At 74.7% G+C, this 19,123-nt stretch carries 12 protein-coding genes; 1 reads left to right on the top strand and 11 read right to left on the bottom strand.

Annotated features, from left to right (window positions below; all coding sequences use genetic code 11):
- Positions 1-90 precede the first annotated feature (90 nt).
- On the bottom strand, positions 91-1,347 hold the full coding sequence (locus tag BF93_RS07530; RefSeq protein WP_038371694.1) for an alkaline phosphatase family protein: 1,257 nt from the start codon (positions 1,345-1,347) through the stop codon (positions 91-93).
- 210 nt (positions 1,348-1,557) lie between these two features.
- Positions 1,558-1,806: a hypothetical protein gene (locus BF93_RS07535; RefSeq protein WP_051486668.1), complete on the bottom strand. Its 249-nt coding sequence runs from the start codon at positions 1,804-1,806 to the stop codon at positions 1,558-1,560.
- 160 nt (positions 1,807-1,966) lie between these two features.
- On the opposite strand from BF93_RS07535, the gene BF93_RS19285 reads away from it, so the two are divergent.
- Positions 1,967-3,481: a serine/threonine-protein kinase gene (locus tag BF93_RS19285; protein ID WP_084148356.1), complete on the top strand. Its 1,515-nt coding sequence runs from the start codon at positions 1,967-1,969 to the stop codon at positions 3,479-3,481.
- A 36-nt stretch (positions 3,482-3,517) separates the two neighbouring features.
- Here BF93_RS19285 and BF93_RS07550 read toward each other — a convergent pair whose 3' ends face one another.
- The 9 genes from BF93_RS07550 to upp form a co-directional block, all read right to left on the bottom strand.
- Positions 3,518-5,164 (bottom strand): serine hydrolase domain-containing protein, encoded by a 1,647-nt coding sequence (locus tag BF93_RS07550; protein ID WP_084148357.1) that lies wholly within the window; start codon positions 5,162-5,164, stop codon positions 3,518-3,520.
- Positions 5,165-5,220: 56 nt separating this feature from the next.
- Positions 5,221-5,988, bottom strand: coding sequence for an SWIM zinc finger family protein (locus tag BF93_RS07555; RefSeq protein WP_038371696.1), 768 nt, complete (start codon positions 5,986-5,988; stop codon positions 5,221-5,223).
- Positions 5,985-9,161, bottom strand: a complete 3,177-nt coding sequence (locus tag BF93_RS07560; RefSeq protein ID WP_038371697.1) for a DEAD/DEAH box helicase — start codon at positions 9,159-9,161, stop codon at positions 5,985-5,987. Before BF93_RS07560 ends, BF93_RS07555 begins: the two co-directional genes overlap by 4 nt.
- A gap of 138 nt (positions 9,162-9,299) precedes the next feature.
- Positions 9,300-11,297, bottom strand: a complete 1,998-nt coding sequence (locus BF93_RS07565) for a MinD/ParA family ATP-binding protein (protein ID WP_038371698.1) — start codon at positions 11,295-11,297, stop codon at positions 9,300-9,302.
- 649 nt (positions 11,298-11,946) lie between these two features.
- The gene (locus BF93_RS07570) at positions 11,947-13,296 is read right to left on the bottom strand and encodes a YibE/F family protein (RefSeq protein WP_084148358.1); all 1,350 of its coding nucleotides are present in this window, start codon (positions 13,294-13,296) and stop codon (positions 11,947-11,949) included.
- A gap of 91 nt (positions 13,297-13,387) precedes the next feature.
- Positions 13,388-14,863, bottom strand: coding sequence for a PepSY-associated TM helix domain-containing protein (locus BF93_RS07575; protein ID WP_038371700.1), 1,476 nt, complete (start codon positions 14,861-14,863; stop codon positions 13,388-13,390).
- Between the two features lie 191 nt (positions 14,864-15,054).
- Positions 15,055-16,278 (bottom strand): hypothetical protein, encoded by a 1,224-nt coding sequence (locus tag BF93_RS07580; protein ID WP_038371701.1) that lies wholly within the window; start codon positions 16,276-16,278, stop codon positions 15,055-15,057.
- 832 nt (positions 16,279-17,110) lie between these two features.
- A complete protein-coding gene (locus BF93_RS07585; RefSeq protein ID WP_038371702.1) occupies positions 17,111-17,851 on the bottom strand; it encodes a winged helix-turn-helix domain-containing protein in 741 nt (246 codons plus the stop codon).
- A 556-nt stretch (positions 17,852-18,407) separates the two neighbouring features.
- Entirely contained in the window at positions 18,408-19,046 is a 639-nt protein-coding gene (upp, locus tag BF93_RS07590; protein ID WP_038371703.1) for a uracil phosphoribosyltransferase, read from the bottom strand.
- Positions 19,047-19,123 lie beyond the last annotated feature (77 nt).

A 19,123-nucleotide genomic window follows, 5' to 3' on the forward strand; every position in this document is an offset into this window, starting at 1 on the left:
CTCGATCGTGCGATGTGCGACGGGAGTCGGTGCGTCCCCTCCACGGTAACCGGCGTCACAGTCGAACGGAACCCGGTCGGGCCGACGAGGTCAGGGGCCGTCCGGGGCGGCGGCCCGGTCCCGGAGCCCCTGCGCCGTCGCGCCGGGCAGCGCGAGCCCCATCGACCGGGCGATGCTCACCCCGAGATCGGCCCAGGAGCCGGCGCTGCCGTCCGCCGGCAGCCCCGGCCCGGTCGCGACGGCGGTGACCTCGGCGTCCGGATCCGTCACGGCCAGGGGGCCCGAGTAGTACGGGTCCTCGCCCGCGATGCGGGCGCGCTGGGTCGCGGCCTGCCCGAACACGGTGCCGCGGTGCCCCTCGAGGACCGCCACCACATCCGTCTGCGGGGTGCCGCCGATGCCGTCGTCGACCTCCCTCAGGCACAGGCCGTGCTCCGCGGCGAGAGCGGAGAGCGCCTGCAGCGCCCGGGCGGCGGTGCCCTCGGGGGCGGAGCGGTCCACGTGCAGCGCCGCGTAGGGGCCATCGGGCATGACGAAGGCGTCCCAGTCGCTGACGTGCGGTCCGTCGGTGCGGACCAGCCCCGCGGCGACCAGGGCCGTGTTGGGGTGGACCAGCGCCCGCACCGCGACGCACGGCCGGCCGGGCAGGAGGATCACCCGGTCCTCGGCCCCGGGGGAGAAGGCCTCGAGGATCTGCTGCTGGCGGTCGGCGAGGTCCCCGAGGGCGCGGCGGGCGGCGGAGGAATCGGGGCCGCTGCGGCGCTGCGCATCGGCGTAGGCGGCCAGGCGCACGGCCATCAGGTCGATGCGGCCGCCCGCGAGGGCCTCGGCCGCGATCTCGGCGACCAGCGCATCGGGCGGGGCGCTCGACAGATGCACCCCGGCCTCCTGGCGGGGCCGCAGGTGGCGCTCCCACATGGCGGCGGAGCTCGTCTCGCGCGCCATCGTCCAGCGCTCCCGGTACCGGCGCAGGTCCTCGACCAGCGGCAGGCACAGGTCGATCCCGGAGCCGGCCGTCGCCGGCCACTGCAGCGCCGCCGTGGTCATCCCGGCGTCCGCGGCGGCGTCGAAGACGGTGGGGACCCGCAGCGAGTCCGCGTACCAGTGCAGGCCCGCCGAGGGGCTCCCGGGATCGAAGGCCGCATCGGTCGGGACGCCGCTGCGCCCCGCCGAGGTCCCCGTGCACACGCTGACCAGGGAGGGGTAGGCCTCGCTGGGGCCTCCCGGCAGGACGCGCAGCCGCCGGGGCGTCGCGGCCCCCTCGGGGAGCGCGACGCGGCGCAGACGCTCCAGATCCGTCCCGTCGATGCCGTCGATCGCGATCAGCAGCGTCCGGCCGCCGGTCATAGGGTCCCCCTTCTCGTGGTCCACGGGTACTGCACGCAGCAGCGCCGCGGGCCTGGTCGGCCACGCTAGGGCGGGGGTGTTGACGGCGCGGAAGGGCCTGGTGAGCGTCCGGTCACCAGGACATGAACAGCCGGTGGACGTACCGGCCGCGGTGCCCACGGGCGGCTCCCGGGGACCGGGCCGGGGAGGCCGGGCCGGGCGGGACCGGGGTCAGGTGAGGTCGCGGGTGATGCGGTCGGCGCGACCGGCATCGGCGTCCAGCCGGCGACGGTGGAGATCGGCCGTATGACGGTCCTTCGCGATCAGCCGCTCCCGGGCCTCGGCGGTGGTGTCCGGCGGCTCCTCCGGGGTGAGGACCAGGAGGATCACGCCGATGATCGTGAGCAGCGCGATGCCGGCGGCGAGGATCAGGAAGGTCATCCAGTCGGTGCCGGACAGGGGAGCCCATATGTCCACCATGGGTGTCCTCCTCGCCGATCCGGGGGCCTGACGGCCCGGCCCGCAGGTGCTCATCCGCGGGCGCGCGGATGCGGGAGGCCTCCATCCATCGTACTGTGGGGCGGTCGGCCTGCCCCTGCGCGGTGGTGCGCAGGCGGTTCTCGGACAACAGAAGGCGGCTATGGCAGACGTGATCGTCGGGCGATTCGCCCTGATCGACCTCATCGCCAAGGGGGGATCGGGGTCCGTCTGGCGCGCCTACGACATGAAGACGCGCAAGGACTGCGCCGCCAAGGTCCTGCGCCAGCGCGACTCCGCGGACCTCATGCGGTTCGTGCGCGAGAAGGGCGTCAGCTTCGACCATCCGCACCTGCTGACCCCCTACGGCTGGGGCGCGGAGGACGAGCACGTCGTCATCGCCATGCCGCTGGTCTCCGGCGGGACCCTCGAGTCCGCGGTGAAGCAGCGCGGCAAGCTGTCCGAGCCCGCCGTCGTCGTGATCCTCGACCAGCTGCTGGACGGGCTCGCGCACGTGCACTCCCAGGGCTGGATCCACCGGGACGTCAAGCCCGCCAACATCATGTTCGAGCCGCGCGGCGCCGCGCGGCCCCATTCGCGGCTGGCCGACTTCGGCATCGCCGTGCACGAGTCCGACGTGCGCTTCACCCACGTCGGGATGGTCAACGGCACGCCCGGATACATGGCCCCGGAGCTGTTCTCCATGGCCGAGCCCGCCCCCTCCCACGACCTCTACGCGGCCGGCGTGGTGGCGCTGGTGGCCCTGAACGGGCCGATCAAGCTGCGCGACGGCGCCTTCCGCCGCGACGAGCTCGACGGCCTGCTGCGCGGGGTCAGCCCCAAGTTCGCGGCGGTGATCCGCCGCCTGGTGGCGCCGCAGCCGGACCAGCGCTACCAGGACGCGGAGACCGTGCGCCGGGACCTGCCGCGCGTGCCCACCCGCTACCCGCTCACTTTCGCCGACGGGGCGCCCCTCACCTTCGAGGACACCCTGCCCCCGCTGCCGCCCGATGCTCCGGGTCGCGACCGCGAGAAGCCCCGCAGCAACGCCGCCCCGGGGGCGATGGAGGCGATCCGCCAGGGGGAGATGGACCAGGCGTACGGCATGACCACGCGCCCGAGCCAGGACCACGGCATGCCGGGCTCGTCGCCCGCCCCGTCGCAGACGCCCCCGCAGCAGACGCCGCACCCCGGGACACCGGTCCCGCAGCACGCGACGCAGGCCGGCGTCGGCGGGCAGGCGGCGCAGGGCTCCGTGCGCCCCGCCCCCGGCGAGGCACGGGGCCCGATGCCCAGCCCCAGCCCTGCCGCGCAGGCCTCCGCGGGCTCGCCGCGCACGGGCCCGCAGTGGGCCCAGGGCACGACCCCGCAGGGCTTCATGACCGGCCCGGGCCCCGGGCAGGCGCCGACGAGCCCGGTCACCGGCACCGGCGGCCAGGGCACCGGGGGGAGGGCCGGCGGGGGCATCAGCGACCGCCAGACCCTCATGGTCGCCGTGGTGCTGGGGGCGATCGCCGCCGTCGTCCTCGGCGCGGTCGCGGTCGTCATCCTGCTGCGCAGCTTCTCGGTCGGCGCCCTGCCGGCCGAGCACGGGGGCGCCGCCGAGGTCGTCAGCGCCCCGCACACCACCGGGCAGCAGGCGGACGGAGCACCCCCGCAGGCAGCGGCCCTCGTCTGAGGTCCGGGGGCCGGCGCGCCGGGGAGCGGTGCCCGCTCAGGTCACCGGGGCCGTGCGCACCGTCACCGCCTGCACGAGCGCGAGCCGGCGCGGGTCCATCTCCAGGTCGATCCGCAGCTGCTGGGGCGTCGGGCCGGCATCGGCCGCCGGCAGGGTCCAGCGCAGATGGGCACGGCCGATCACCTCGGCCGATCCGGCGGAGAGCCGGTCGAGGTCCTCCCGGCGCAGGCCGGCGGCCTCGAGCGCGGCGTCTCGGCGTCGCAGACGCTCCTCGCGCGGCTGATCGAGGTCCATCGAGTCCGCGAACCAGGCATCGGCCGGCGCGTCGTCCCCGGTGCGCAGCCAGTCCAGGATCGCCGCGGCGGCCTCCAGGGCGCGCGGATCGGCCTCGGGGGCGGGGGCGGTCAGCAGGGCGGGGACCCGGCGGGCGAGCAGGCGCAGGGCCTGCATCCCCAGCGGGACCGCGGGGGCGTACTTCGAGTTCGCGAGCGCGACGATGCCCACCCCGCTCCCGCGATGCCAGGCCATGAAGGATCCGTACCCCGGGTAGCCGCCCGAGTGGGAGATGATCTCGCCGAGGTCGACGAAGCGCTCCACGACCAGGCCCATGCCGTAGCCGCGCACCCGGTCGAAGCCGGGGGAGACGCCGTCCGGTCCCGCCGGCAGCGGCGGCGTGACCTGCAGGCGATGCGCCTGCTGCATCTCCCGGCGGGAGGCGGCGGAGAGCAGGGCGTCCCCGCCCGCCGACGCGGCGCCGGCCTCCGCGGCGCGCTCCGGCGGGAGCTCGGCGGCGGCGAGGAAGCGCACCCAGCGGGCCACGTCGTCCACGCTCGAGTACAGCCCGGCCATCGCCCCGTACACGCCGGGGGCGTCGAAGGGGACCGCCTCGAAACGGGTGGCGTCCTGCCGGTCGGCCAGGCGGTGCCCGGTGGCCACCCGGTCCTCGGGCAGGCCCTCCCGGGAGAACGCCGTGTCCCCCATGCCGAGGGGCCGCAGGAAGCGGTCGTGGATGACCTGCGGGTACGGGGCGCCGGCGACCTCGTCGATCACCCGTCCCAGCAGGGCGTATCCCGTGTTCGAGTACTCGAACCCGGTCCCGGGCCGATGCACGAAGCCCAGCCCCTCGGCGAGCAGCCCGGCGAACTCCTCGCGGGTCATCGCCTCCTGCCGGTCGCCCCAGGGGGTGTCGGTGACCAGGCCCGCGCTCATCGTCAGCAGGTGGCGCAGGGTGAGGGCGGGGGAGTCCGCCAGCAGCGGGTGCTGGGTCCCGCGCAGCAGGCCGGCCGCCTCGGGGACGTGCTCGGCGACCTCGTCGTCCAGCCGCAGGCGGCCCTCGTCGCGCAGGGCGAGGATCGCCGCGGCGGTGAAGGACTTCGTCATCGAGGCGATGCGCGAGATGCTCTCGCGCCGCATCGGCCCGCTGCCCGGTGCCGGGGCGCCGTCGACCAGGTGCTCGCCGCCGGCGGCGCCGTGGGCCAGGATCGGCCGGTCGTGGGCGTGCCCGCCGATGACCGCCCAGGTCACGCCGGAGGTCCGGTGCTCGGCGACGGCCTGCTCGAACAGCGCGGCGATCTCGGCGCGGACCTCCTCGGGAACATCCGCGGGGACATCGGCCGGCACGGCCGCGGCGGCGGAGGGAGCAGGGGAGGCGGCAGGGGACGGAGCGAGAGGGGAGCGGGACATGGATCCCACTGTAGGACGGCGCGGCGGGATGCTCGCACCGCGGGACCGGACGCCGCTCAGGTCTCGCCGTCCCGCTCCGGCGCCGTGCGGTAGAACTCGCCGATGATCCGGGCGGCCTCCGGGCCGAGGCCCTCGACCAGCAGCGACGGGTCGGCGATGAGCGGGTCGAAGGAGGCGGAGTGCGGGTCCGTCCCCTCCCCGTCCGGCTCCTGCGCGGAGTCGTCCTCCGGCGCCGGATCGTCCTCGGAGGGCGCCGGGGGCTCGCTCCCGCGGCCCGTCCCGGGATCGGCATCGGCCCGGGCGCCGGCGAGGTCGGAGAGGTCGAGCCCGCGCAGGGTCAGCAGCAGCAGCGGATCCTCGTCCACCGCCTCGACCAGCAGGTACAGCAGCGCGGAGACGTGCTGGCAGGGGCCGGGCCAGTCCATGCAGGTGCAGTGGAAGGTGCCGTCGGAGGTGGTGTGCGGCAGCAGGGACATCTCCTCGCGGGCGAGGTCGGCCTCGAACTCCTCGGGGTACTCGCCGGCGGACATGCGCAGGGCCAGGTCGTGGCGTCGCGCGGCGACCCGGAGCACCGCCGACCGCTCGTCGGCGGAGAACGCGGAGATGCCCAGCTGGGGGCGGCGCAGCTCCCCGTCGGGGTCGAGCGCCTCGGCCCGCACCGTCCCGGGGCCGACGTCGATCCACTGCACCGCCTGAGACCGGGCGAGGCGGCGCCCGGCCGCGAGGGTGCGCGAGCCCAGCAGCGCCTCCAGGGCCCGGCGCAGGGCGACGGCGTGCCAGCCCTCGCCGATCGCGCCGCGCCGCGAGCGCAGGGTGATGCTCATCGGCCCTCCTCCTCGGGGACGTCGTAGGACAGCAGGCGCAGCAGGCTCTGGTCGTCGAGGTCCGCGAGCCAGGACTCGCCGGGGGCGATGGTGAGGTCCGCCAGGCCCTGCTTCTCGGAGAGCACCTGGTCGATGCGCTCCTCGACCGTGCCGAGGGAGACCAGCTTGCGCACCTGCACGTCCTTGCGCTGGCCGATCCGGAAGGCCCGGTCGGTGGCCTGGTTCTCGACCGCCGGGTTCCACCATCGGTCCAGGTGGACGACGTGGTTCGCGGCGGTCAGGGTGATGCCGGTGCCGCCCGCGCGCAGGCTCAGCAGCATCGCCCCGGGCTCGTCGGGGCGGCCCTGGAACTCGGCCACCATGTGGTCGCGGTCCTGCTTGGAGACCCCGCCGTGCAGGAACGGGACGTCCCGGCCGAAGCGCTCGCGCCAATAGGGCACCAGCATGTGCCCGAACGTCGTGAACTGGGTGAACAGCAGGACCTTCTCGCCCTTGTCGAAGGCCTTCTCCAGCAGGTCGTCGACGTGCTCCAGCTTGCCGGAGCGGTGCTGGCCCTCCCGGAGGATCCCGGAGCCGTCGCCCAGATAGTGCGCGGGATGGTTGCAGACCTGCTTCAGCCGGGTGAGCGTGGAGGTCACGAGGCTGCGCCGCTGGTTCTGCTCGGCCCCGTCGATCTCGGTCATGAGCTCGGCGACGAGGGCCTCGTACAGGCCGGCCTGCTCGGGGGTGAGGCGCACCGTCGAGGTCATCTCGATCTTCTCGGGCAGGTCGGAGATGATCGCCCGGTCCGTCTTCACGCGCCGCAGCACGAACGGCGCGGTCACCCAGCGCAGGCGGCTCACCGCGGAGGGGTCGCCGTCGTTCTCGATCGGCGCGGCGATCTGCTCGTGGAAGGCGGCGGCGGGCCCCAGCACCCCGGGGTTGACGACGTCCATGAGGGAGTGCAGGTCCGCGAGGCGGTTCTCCACCGGCGTGCCGGTCAGCGCCAGGCGGTGGCGGGCGCTCAGGCTGCGGGCGGCGCGGGAGACGCCGGTGGCGCGGTTCTTGAGGTGCTGGGCCTCGTCGAAGACGATCCGCTGCCAGGGCACCTGCTGCAGCACGGCGAGGTCGCGGGCCAGCAGGGAGTAGGTGGTGATCACGAGGTCCATGTCCGCCGCGCCCTCGCCGAAGGACTCGTCGCGGATCCGGTCCCCGCCGTGGTGGACGTGCACGGCCAGGTGCGGGGCGAAGGTGCGGGCCTCCCGCTGCCAGGACCCGACCACGGACATCGGGCACACCAGCAGCGTCGGGCCGGGGCGCAGCTCCTCGTCGATGCCGTGGGCCGCGAGCAGGCGCCGATGCCGGGCGTCGTCCCCGGGGTCCGGCAGCGCGGCGGGCTCGGCCGGCTCCGCCGCGCCGGGACCGGCGAGCAGGGCGATGTCCTCCCGTTCGCGGCACAGCAGCGCGAGGACCTGCATCGTCTTGCCCAGCCCCATGTCGTCGGCGAGGATCCCGCCCAGGCCCAGCTCGTGCAGCGCCCACATCCAGTTCAGGCCCTCGACCTGGTACCCGCGCAGCTGCGCCCGCAGGGTGGCCGGGGAGGGATGGGGCAGCGCGCCGGGGCCGCCGGGCAGCAGGCGCGCCAGGGTGTTGGACCAGCCGCTCTCGTCGCCGCGCACCAGGGAGGTGAGGTCGACGTCCAGCTCCTGCGCGGTGCTGGACAGCAGCAGGGAGAACACGCTGGCCCAGTCGGTGACCAGCTCCTCCGGCGCCCGGCCGCCCGGCGCGGCGGCGGAGCCGCGGGACAGGTCCGGCCCCAGGGGCCGGGGGGCGGGCAGCCGTGCGGCCCGGGCCTCGGGGTCGCGGGCGGGCAGCCCGTCGACGTCGCCGCGCCGACGGGCGCGGGCGGTGAAGGCGTCCAGGAAGCGTTCTGCGGCCCGCAGGGTCGCGGCGTCCAGGCGCACCCACCGGCCGCGCAGCCGCACCAGCTCGGACTGCGCCTCGCGGATCTCCGCGAGCTCCTCGTCGGTCAGCTCCGTCTCCCCGACGGAGACGCTCCAGCGGAACCCGGCCATGGCGCGCACGCCCACCCCGGAGCCGCCGCCCTCGGGCTGGGGCTCCTCGGTGGCCTCGGCCTTCAGCGTGGTGCGGGTCTTCGTCCAGTCCCGGGGCAGCAGGACGGTCACGCCCGCGGCCTCGAGCGCCGGGGTGTCATGGGCGAGGAAGTCCGAGGCCTGCGCCGTCGTGAGCAGCCAGTCCACCCCGGTCTCGTCCACCTGCGCGTCGCGGACCGTCGGTGCCAGGCGCATGACCTCGGCCGATGCCTCCATGGCTCCGGCCGTGCCGATGTCGCCTACGGCGCGCAGATCCGCCACCGGGTGCACGGTCCCGTCGGGCTCGCGCAGGCACGTCTGCAGCGGCCACCGGGAGCCGTCCGGCGGTTCGAACAGCCTCACCACCAGCTCGCTGTCCTCGGAGCGGAGGGCCACCCGGGCGCGGCCGGAGTCCAGATAGGCGTCCACCGCACGCTGCACGCCGCGCAGGGCGGGGACGTCGACCTTCAGCGCGCACTCGCCGCCGAGGGCCGGCAGCACGTCGTGCGGGTCGCCCTCGGCGGGGAAGCCGGACTGGGCGAGGTGGTGGCCGAAGGCGCGCCGTGCGCGGGCGTCGACCAGCAGGTCCAGCAGCGGCGGCGGGTCGTCCTCGAGCGGGCTCCAGCGCGCCCAGGCCTCCCCGAAGACCTCATGGATCCGGATGCCGATGCTCCGCGTGCGCACGAGGCGCTGCGCCTGCAGGTCCCGCAGCACGGCCGCGACCAGGGCGGGCGAGATCGCCAGCTCGGGGGTGGCCAGGACGGACGTCCAGCCCTCGACGGCGGGCAGGAGCGCCGCGGCCAGGTCCCGGGAGCGGTCGCCGCGGCGCAGGACCTCCTCCGTCGCGTCCAGCAGGTCGATCAGGCGCGGGCCGTCCAGCAGGTGGCCCCGGACCTCGAGGGTCCGGCCCCGGGGCCGCGGCACGTCGATGCGGTGCCGCAGCCGGCCGACGCCGTCCAGGGCGTCGGCCAGCGGCGTCGGCAGCTGGGGGATCACCGCGGTCAGGTCCGACAGCGGCGCGCCCCGCCCGGCCTCCTCCCGCCGCGCCCACAGCACGGGGCCGTGACCGGGGTCGAGGTGCAGGTCCAGGCGGTGCAGCATGGTCACCAGGGTAGGCGGAGGCACCGACCGGAGGCGCCCCGGAGCCTGGTGGGGGATACCACCTCCCGGGGGAGGAGGAGCGGCGTCAGCGGCCTCCGCGGCATCCGGGGATCACGGGCCCCGGCGCGGTCGCGCCCCTCAGAGCCCGTCGACGATCAGGGCCGTCGCCGCGAGCCACGCATCCTTGGTCGCCGGGGCGATCCGGCCCCAGTCCAGCGGGGATCCGTCCACGAACTGGTGCTCGTAGGGGACCTCGGTCACCGCGCGGGTGTGGGCGCTGAAGTGGCCGTGCAGGCGTTCCTGCAGCCCGGGCTCGAGCTTGTTCTTCGAGGAGTGCGACAGGATCGTCACGGCGTGGTCGACCTGCTCGGCCAGGCCCGTGGCCCGCAGCTCGTCGATCATCCACGCGGCCGCGTTGAAGGTGTCCTCGCGGACGGTGGAGATGATCACGAGCTGGTCGGCGCTGTGCACGGCGGCGAGCCAGTTCGAGGCGCGCACGTTGTTGCCCGTGTCGATCACCTTGAGGCGGTAGAACCGCGACAGCGTGCTGTTGAGCTCCTCGAAGGCGGGCCCGTCGATCGAGGACGCGGATCCCGGGTCCTCGTCGGAGGCGAGGATGTCGAAGCGCGTGTCGCCCTGGGGCCGCACGTACTGGTCCAGGTCCGCGACGGTGGCCGTGGGCGCCTGCAGGCGCTCGCGGTTGTGGAGCAGATCCAGCGCGGTGTGCTGGTGGTCCGCCGGGCGGCCGCGCCAGCCGAGGGTGCCGCGGGTCTCGTTGTTGTCCCAGGCCAGGACGCTCCCGCCGCGGGCGACGCCCAGCGTCGCGGCGATCATCAGCGAGGCCGTGGTCTTGTGCGCGCCGCCCTTGAGGTTGACGACGGCGATGTTCTTGGGGCCGTCCAGCGCCTTGCGGACGCGGGCGAGGTTCTCCCGCTCGATCGCCTCGGCCCGGCCCGGGGCGGGGGAGACGGCGCCGCCGGTGAGCCGGTGGACGAACCCCTGCCAGCCGCGGGTCGCCGCGTCGCTCGCGGTGCGCGTGGTCGCGGACTGCAGGTCCTGCAAGGTGGGACGGGCGGGCTGGGAGGCGTGCTGCGGGGCCGCGGGCGCGGAGCCGTGGGGTGCCGCGGCCGGTGCGGTCGCCGCGGGCGCGGCCTCGGGGGCGGCGGCCAGGTGCGACGGGGTGGAGGCGGTGGGGGAGGAATGCTGGGACATGGCCTGCTCTGCGGGGAGGGGGCGGGGGGTCGAACCGCCGGCAGCGGTCGAGGAGGAGGGGGCCCCGGCGGGGGCGGGCGCACCGGGCACGGGAGCCGAGGGCGCCGGGGTCGTCGGCGCGGGCGCCGATGCCGGGGCGCCCGATGCGAACGAGGGGGCCGGGGGACGCGGAGGCCCGGCCGGCGTGGAGGTCGCGGCGGGCGCGGAGTTCGCCGGCGCCGAGGGCTCGGTGTCCTCCGGGGCGAGGGCGTCGTCCTCCTCGTGCGGCGCGGCGCGCCGCCGGCCGGTGGGGACGTCCGTGTCCGAGCGCGCAGGGGAGGAGGCGGGGGAGGTGGGAGCCGCGGCGTCGTCGCGGATCACCGGCAGCGCGCGCGTGCTCTCGGAATCCTCCTCCGGCGGGGCCTCCGGGGCCGCGGGCGTCGACGCGGCCGCTGCTGCCGCGGCGCCCTCGACGGCGCCCGGGGCGGGCTCCGGTGCGGTGGAGGCGGATCCCGCGCCGACCTGCGCCGGGGCGGGCGCGGGGACGGCGGAGGACCCGGCGCCCAGCGGCGCCCAGGGGGAGCGGGTGTCCTTGGCCGTGTCCTCGGCGGGGGCGGTCAGCGACAGGGGCCGCAGCACGGTGGCCTCGAGGTCCTCGCCCGGGGCGGAGGCCGGCTCGGGCTCGAGCGCGGGGCCGTGGACCGGGCGGGAGTCCGCCGGGCGGGCCGCGATCCTGCCGCTGGGCTCGACGCGCAGGTGATGGCGGGTCTCGCCCTCCACGATCACCACGTCCAGCGGGGCGTCCGCGCGACGGGACGCGTTGATGAAGACCTGCTTGACCCGGGCGCGCACCTCGGTGAGGTTGGCGCCGTGCAGCTCGATCGTCTCGCTGGCGAGATGCACGGCGGCGCGGGTCTCCGATGCGATGCGCGCTTGCGCGATCATGCCTGTCCCCTTCGTTCCTGTGGCGGATGCCTCACGCGCGCGTGAGGCGCGCGAGGTCACACGCCCACTCTACGGGGATCGGAGCGGGCCGCCGGCGGGATCTGCAGGTCGGACGCTTCTTCGCCCGCGGCGTTCGGTCAGCTCAGGGGCATCTCCCCGGAAGACTCCAGACGTGCTTGACGGATTCTTTGCTCAAATATGGCCGAACAGGGGCGTTCCGTCGCCCCAGGCGGGAGCCGGCGGGAAACTCTCCGGCGACCTGCGTCATCGGATCCCGCGTTCCGATTTACATGCGCGGCGATACCTGCTTAGAATCGGGACGTGCGGTCGGCCGGGCACGGAGCCGGGACGGCAGCACAGGAGTTGAGAACTGAAGACGTGTCGCTTCCATCGATCCCCCCTCGAAGGAAGCGGCCGGACGGGACCGAATGGTCCCCCCTGCTAGGTCCCGTCCAGCCTCGTCGCCCGCACCCACCCCTGACGGACGACAGGCCTGACGAGCGGTCCGTGAGCCCCCGGCGCAAGCCGAGCGAGAGCTCCGGGCCGCTCGTCGCATTCTCCTCCGGTCCCGCATCCTGCCCCGGTCCGATCCGGGCGCGCTGACCTCGGACGGCCCTCGTCGCGTCCTGTGTCTCGGCCTCGTCCCGGATCAGCGCTCCGGGGTCTGCGACCGCTCCGCGCCGTCATCGCCCGCCGGGCGCTCCGCGACGGGCCGGGTGCGCGAGCTGTGCCGCCGCCCCGTGATCCGTGCCGCCCCCTCAGGCGTCGGCGTTCCCGCCGCACCGGCATCGGCCCCGTCCGCGGAGCCGGCCAGCATCGCAGCGATCCCGGTGGTCAGGGGGATGGTGAGCACGAGCCCGATGGAGGCGACCAGGGTGCGGAACACCTCGGCGGAGATCTCCCCGGACACGAGGGTCGCCAGCAGCGAGCGGTCGATGGTCGAGGCGATCAGCAGCAGCGGCAGCGCCGCCCCGATGTAGGCGTAGGCCAGGGTGTACACGGTCGAGGCGATGTGATCGCGCCCGATCCGCATCGCCGCCGTGAACAGACGGCGGCGCGAGGCGCCGGGCATCGCGGCCCGCAGCTCCCACACCGAGGACGCCTGCGTGATCGTCACGTCGTTCAGCGCGCCCAGGGCCGAGACGACGACCCCGGCGATGAACACGCCCGAGAGCGACAGCCCCGGATCCGCCCCGTAGAGCATGGCGGCGGAGTCGCCCTCGGCGCCCGTCATCCCCGCCGGATCCGCGCCGGCCATCGCCAGCAGCACCGTCAGGGCCAGGCCGCCGAAGGTCCCCAGCAGCGCCGTGGTGGTGCGGATCGACACGCCGTGGGCGAAGTAGACGGCCGGGAACATCATCGCCGCCGAGCCCACGATCGCCACCAGCATCGGCTCCGTCCCGGTGAGCAGGGCCGGCAGCATGAACCACACGACCACCGCCACGCCGGCGGACAGGCCCACCACCGCGCGCAGTCCGCGTCCCCGCGCGACCAGCGCCACGACCACGAGGTAGACCAGGAACAGCAGCAGCAGCGGGAGCGAGCGGTCGTGGTCGAAGTAGTAGTAGGACACGCCGCCGCCGAGGGACTCGTCCTCGATGACCTCGCCGTCCTCGTCGACGGGGACGACGGACATGACCCGCAGGCGGTCGCCCGGCTCGAGCCCGCTGCCGGCGACCTCGGGCGGGACCTCCACCGGGATCGTCAGCCCGGCGTCGTCCCCGGAGGTCACCTCCGCGGAGATCTCCACCGCCTCCGTCGGCGCCGCGCCGGAGGGGACGGACGTGACGGTGGCGCTGATCAGCTCCACGCCCGGGGCGAGCAGGGAGGTCCGTTCGGGGCGGTCCGCCGAGGAGGGCCACAGGGCCACCAGCCCCACCAGCGTCGCCACGAGCAGCAGCCCCGTGATCGCGCCCAGCACGATCCGTGCGCGGCGCGCCTGGGACGCCGGGAGGTCGAGGCGGTCGTGGGATCCGCCGTGCGCGTGCGTGCCGCCCATGAGTCCTCCGGTCCGGGGCCGATGGCGCCGAGCGGCACCGAGGGTCAGGATAGCGAGCCGGGCGCGCGCCGCCCGGGGGACGTCCCGCCGCTCAGCGCGGCGATGCGGCCGGTGCCCGCGCCGGACGCAGGGCCAGGGCCAGGTCGACGGCCAGGAACCCCAGCAGCGTCCAGCCGACCAGCGGGAGGACCAGGCCGATGGCCACGGCGACCGCGCCGACGGCGGCGAGGCCCCACCAGGGCGCCGCGCGCAGGGCGCCGCGGCGCGGGGCCCGGCCGCCGAGGACCCGGGGCGCCCCGTGGGGACGCCGCCTCCACCACATCGCGTAGCCGAGCACGACCATGCTCGCGATCCCCATCGCGACCAGGAACAGGACGATCTGGTTCACGAGCCCGAACATCGTGCCCATGTGGATGTCCACGCCCCATCGGGCGAGCTTCGCCATCAGGGGGTAGTCGCCGAAGTCGACGCGGTCCACGACCTCGAGGGTGGTGCCGTCGATGGCGACGACGTCGACCTCGGTCGGGTAGCTGCGGTGGATCTCCTGCACCACCCAGGCGGTGCCCGGCTGCGCGGGCGGGAGGATCTCCACGGCGGTCGAGTCGATGTTCACGCCGCGCGCGACCTCGAGGACGTGGTCGACGTGCATCGGATCCATCGGATCCACCGCCGCGCCGGATGGATCGGTCGTCCCGCCGTGATGGCCGGCGTGCTCGGACCCCCCGGAGTGCTCAGCATGCCCGGAGTGCTCGGCGTGCTCGTCCGCGGCGGGCTCCGTCCCGCCGAGCGAGGCGCTGATCGCGGGCGTGGCCCACCCCAGGCTCGCCCGCAGGCCGGTGACGTTCGCCCCGGCGTGCTGGGACCAGGTGATCCCGGTGGCGGAGAGGAACAGGGCCGCGAGCAGGACCACGGACCCGATCACGGTGTGCCAGCGCAGCAGCCGGCGGCGGCCGCCGGCCCGGGGGCGGGACGGCTCCCGATGCCGGCCGATCCGGGTCCGGCCCGCCCGGACGATCCAGAGCGCGAGGCCCGCGGAGGCGACGATCCACAGCCAGGACGCGGCGAGCTCGCTGTAGAGCCGGCCCACGTCCCCGAGGTGGAGGCCGCGGTGCAGATGGTCGATCCAGGAGCGCAGGGGCAGGGAGCCGCTCGTGCCGTAGACGGTGAGGTCGCCGCGGATCTCGCCGGTGCCGGGGTCGATGAAGATCGCCCGGGACTCGCTCTCGCCGAGGCCCTCCTGGGCGAACATCACGCGCGTGGTGTCCCCGGGGCGCGGGGCAGGACGGATCGCCGACAGCGGCGCCTGCCCGTCGACGTGCGCCTGGGCGATCTCGACCTGCTCGCCGAGCGAGAGCGTCGTGGCGGACGGAGCCACGTGCAGCGTGTCCGCGTAGACGACCTCCTCGATCTGCGGGGAGATGACGTACAGGGCGCCGCTGGTGGCGGCGACGAGGATGAAGGGGCCCACGAGGATCCCGGCGTAGAAGTGCAGGCGCTGCAGGAGCGGGCCGAGCCATCCTCGGGGCCGCGGGCGCAGGGCGGGGCGGGTCTCGGCGGTGCGGGTCATGCGGGGTCGTTCCTGTCGTCGTGCTCGTGCCGTGGGGGAGGGCCGTCGGGGCGCCGGTGACGGGGCCTCGACGGGCGCGGAGCGGGCCCGGGGAGGGCCCACGAGGAGACGGGGCGGAGCCGTGGTTCCACGGCTCCGCCCCGTCCCGCGCTGCACGTCACGGGGACGTCAGGGATTCGAGGGTGCGCCGATCAGCAGGGCGCGAGGGACGAGGTGAGCTCGCTCGAGGTCGAACCGGTGGAGGTCACCGTGAGCGTGGCATCGCCGGCGGCGAGCGAGGCCTTCTGGTCCTCGGTCAGCTCGAAGGAGCCGACGGCGCCTCCGCTGGTCCCGCCGGAGGACTCCAGCTCGAGCGTGTCATCGCCGATGTTCAGCGCCACCGTGGTGTCCTCGGAGGGCATCTGGGCGTACACGCAGGTGATCGACAGGACGTCGCCGGTGAGCGAGCCCTGGCACTGGGCGACCCCGGCGCCGTCGGCGCTGCCGTCCGCGATCGAGGAGAACTTGGTGGTGCCCGGGATCGTGTCGCCGTCACCGTCACCGTCGCCGTCGCCGTCGCTGCCACCGCCGCCGAGGAGGCCGCCCGCGCCGCCGAGCAGGCCGCCGGTGGTGTCCCCGCCGAGGAGCCCGCCGAGCAGGCCGCCGGCGGCGTCCCCGCCGAGCAGGTCGTCCGTGGGCAGGCCGTCCAGGAAGCCGGAGGTCGCGTCCTCGCCGAGGAGGCCTCCGACGCCGTCCGGACCCAGCAGCCCCGTGGTGCCCTGCTCGCCGAGGAGGTCGGTCACGCCGCCCTCGCCGAGGAGATCCGATTCGGTGACGCCGCCGAGGGGGCCGGAGAGCGACTCGAGGGTATGGATGTTGTCGGTGATCTTCAGGACGTCCAGGACGCCGGTCGGGTTGCCGCTGGAGACGTCGCTCAGCGCGGTCTCCCACAGCAGGCGCCAGGTGTCGAAGTGGTCGCCGGCGAAGCCCGCGTACTCCTCCATGTTCAGGAGGGTCTCGGGGGTGACGCGCGCCAGGATGTCGGAGGCGTCCGTCGTCTTCCAGATGTAGGTCGGGTCCGTGAGCATCTCGGGGGAGGGCAGGCCCGGCATGATCAGGTCGGACATGTCCGCCAGCTGCTCGACCGAGTCGACGTTCAGCGCGGTGAGGTCGTTGCTGTTCAGCGGGATGCCGACGCCGCCGCAGGAGGTCAGGAGGGTGACGTAGTCGGTCCCGTGGCCCTTGACGTGGGAGGGGTTGAACACGGGGATCCACCCCAGCGGGCCGCCGTAGATGTCGATGACCGGCATCTGCGAGTTGCCGATGGCGCCGCTCGCGAGGGAGAGGACGAGATTGTCGTACGTGGGATCCGTGTGGTACTCGTTCAGGTGCGAGGGGCTTCCGAGCAGAGGAATTCCGTCCTCATTCGCCCACATGTGCTCGAGGAAGAATGTGCAGGCGTCACCGCCGCCATGCCCGCCGCCATGTCCGCCGTCGTGTTCACCTTCGGCATATGCGAGAGGGGCGCTGCTCAGGGCGAGAGCCGATGCGGCCACCGCGACCGCCGCCTTCGCATACCAACGCCGACCGGTCTTGTTTGACATTCCACTGACCTTTCCATCGAATGCGTGCCGCGCCGGGAGGCATCGAGGCGCGCCCGCCGCGATGCGGCCCGAACTGGGTGCGACCTGGACTGATCCTGGCACGGCACTGAACCTACGTGACCTGCGGCACACGGGTCAAGGGCGTCTTGGAAGTTCCTGAGAGCGGTCCGTGATCATCCCGTGACCTGCGAATCTGGCTACTCGAGATTGTGGTCGGTCGTCCGCTGGAAGGTTATGGGCGGGTGTCTGGCGCATATTCTGGGCGCGTGTCTGCGGGGTGATTGTCGCGGTCCGGGCCGATGTCCGAGAGGTTTTCCCTCGGGGAGGAATGCGGTTCGCGGCGCGACCGGGTGCAGAGCAGAATGCGGAATTCGGAATCGGTCTGCGGTTCCCGGTCGACGTCTGCGCGGGCCGCGGCGGTGCATTCCGCACGGGGCGGCGGCATAGGGCGCAAGCCCCGATCCGCGGGCCGATCCCGTTCCCCGCAGGATGCGGCTGCGGCGGTCCGGCGGCCGCGGGCCGGGCGCGCGAAGAAATCCGCGCCAGGGCCGCCCGGGCGTGCGGAAAGGACTCGCCGTCGTGCGGGCACAAGGGTGCGGGGCGCCCTCGTGACGGGCGCCCCGCACCACGGCCCCGCCGTGGGGGCCCGGTGGTGGAGCTCGCCTCAGCCGAGGATCGCGACGTCGCTTCCGGGGTCCAGGCGGTAGCCGGCGCCGCGCACCGTGCTGATCAGCTTCCGGTACTCGCCGAGCTTGCTGCGCACGCGGCGCACGTGCACGTCCACGGTGCGCTCGCCGGTCTCCGTGCCGGCGCCGGACCAGACGGAGTTCATGAGGTCCTCGCGCGTGATGATGGTGCGGGCGTTGCGCGCCAGGTGGGCGAGCAGCTCGAACTCCTTGTACGTGAAGTCGACGTCCTGGCCGTCGATCCGCACGCGGCGACCGTAGAGGTCGATGACCAGCGCGGCGCCGGTGGGGACCGCGGCCGAGGAGGGGCTCACGGCGGTCGCCTGCAGCACGCGGCGGCGGGCGGCCTCCGCGTCGCGGCGGGCGGGGGAGGTGGGGGAGACGATCCCGGCCCGGCGGGGGCGCAGGGGCGAGGCGGCGGGGGTCTGGCCCGTCGGCGGCAGGGTCCGGGCGGCGCCCTGCGTGGTGGCGGTGAAGGGGTGCGGGGAGGAGACGTGCACGCTGGCGCGGGCGCGACGGCCCGAGGTCAGGCGCTGGGCGTGGGCCCGCAGGGAGTCGGCGAGGTTCGCGGCCTCCACATCGGCGGTGCCGGAGGGGAGGGTCACGGTCAGGGTGATGGTGACGGCCTGTCCGGCGGGGGCCGGCGAGGCGGAGGCGACGCCGCGGTCGTAGGGGCGGGCGGCGGTGCGGGCGGCGGGACGGTCCAGGGTGACGGTCATGATGTGGCTCCGGGGATGCGGTGCGCTGCTGCGCGAGCGGTGGCGGACCCGGGATCCCGTGGTGATCGACGCCTGTGGTGGGCGGATCTGCGGGCTGTGCTCCCGGTGGCACCTGGAGCCCGCGCCTCTCGGCCGGCTCCTGTCAGCCGACCCCGGAGGATTCTCGAGCGCTCAGAGGCTCGGCTGACGGTGCATCATGCACATGCACATCATCATTCGCATCGAGCGCATCATCGAGCGGGCCGCCCGGCGGGCGGCCTCGGAGCGATGCGCGAGCGAGGTCATAGCGGCAACAATGCCTGCGGCGCGCGGCGGAGCGCAATCGACGTTCCACGATCTGGGACCGGTGCGAGGGCCGCGGTGCTCCCGCGGGGCGCGCCCGCCGCCCGGACGAGCCCGCTGCCTGCGGCGATGTCGCGCATGTGGCGTGGCTCTCGCCCGATGCCGCCGCCGGTCCGGGGATGACGCCCCATGTCGCGGCGTGTCCGCGGATGACGCGGCTGCCCGGTCCGCGCCGCCGGGAGAGGGCAGGGGACCAGGGGCAGGGGAGGGACGATCAGTCGACGACGCCGAAGAGGCGGTCGCCCGCGTCGCCGAGGCCGGGGACGATGTAGCCCTTCTCGTTGAGCTTCTCGTCGATGGAGGCGGTGACGATGGTCAGGTCGATCTCGGGATCCACCGCGGCCTCCATGGCCGCCAGGCCCTCGGGGGCGCACAGCAGCGTCACGCAGGTGACGTCGCTCGCGCCGCGCTCGGTGAGGTACTCGACGGCGGCGATGAGGGTGTGACCGGTGGCGAGCATCGGATCCAGCACGAAGCACTGGCGGCCGGTGAGGTCCTCCGGGAGCCGGTTGGCGTAGGTGGTGACCTCGAGGGTCTCCTCGTTGCGGACCATGCCGAGGAAGCCCACCTCGGCGGTGGGCAGCAGGCGGGTCAGGCCGTCCAGCATGCCCAGGCCGGCGCGGAGGATCGGCACGACCATCGGCTTGGGGTTGGTGAGCTTGGTGCCGGTCATCTCCGTCACCGGCGTGCTGATCTCCACGTCGCCCACGCGCACCTGGCGGGTCGCCTCGTACGCCAGCAGGGTGACCAGCTCATCGGCGAGCTGGCGGAACACCGAGGAGTGCGTGGTGGCATCGCGCAGCACGGTGAGCTTGTGGGCGACGAGGGGGTGGTCGATCTCGAGGACGCGCATGGGGGGAATCTACCGGAGCGCCCCGGCGCGCACACCCCGATCCCCGTCCCGCCGGGCGCGCGGGAGGCGGTTCTCAC

Source organism: Brachybacterium phenoliresistens (assembly GCF_000576425.1).
In the GTDB taxonomy this organism is placed as follows: Bacteria; Actinomycetota; Actinomycetes; order Actinomycetales; family Dermabacteraceae; genus Brachybacterium; species Brachybacterium phenoliresistens.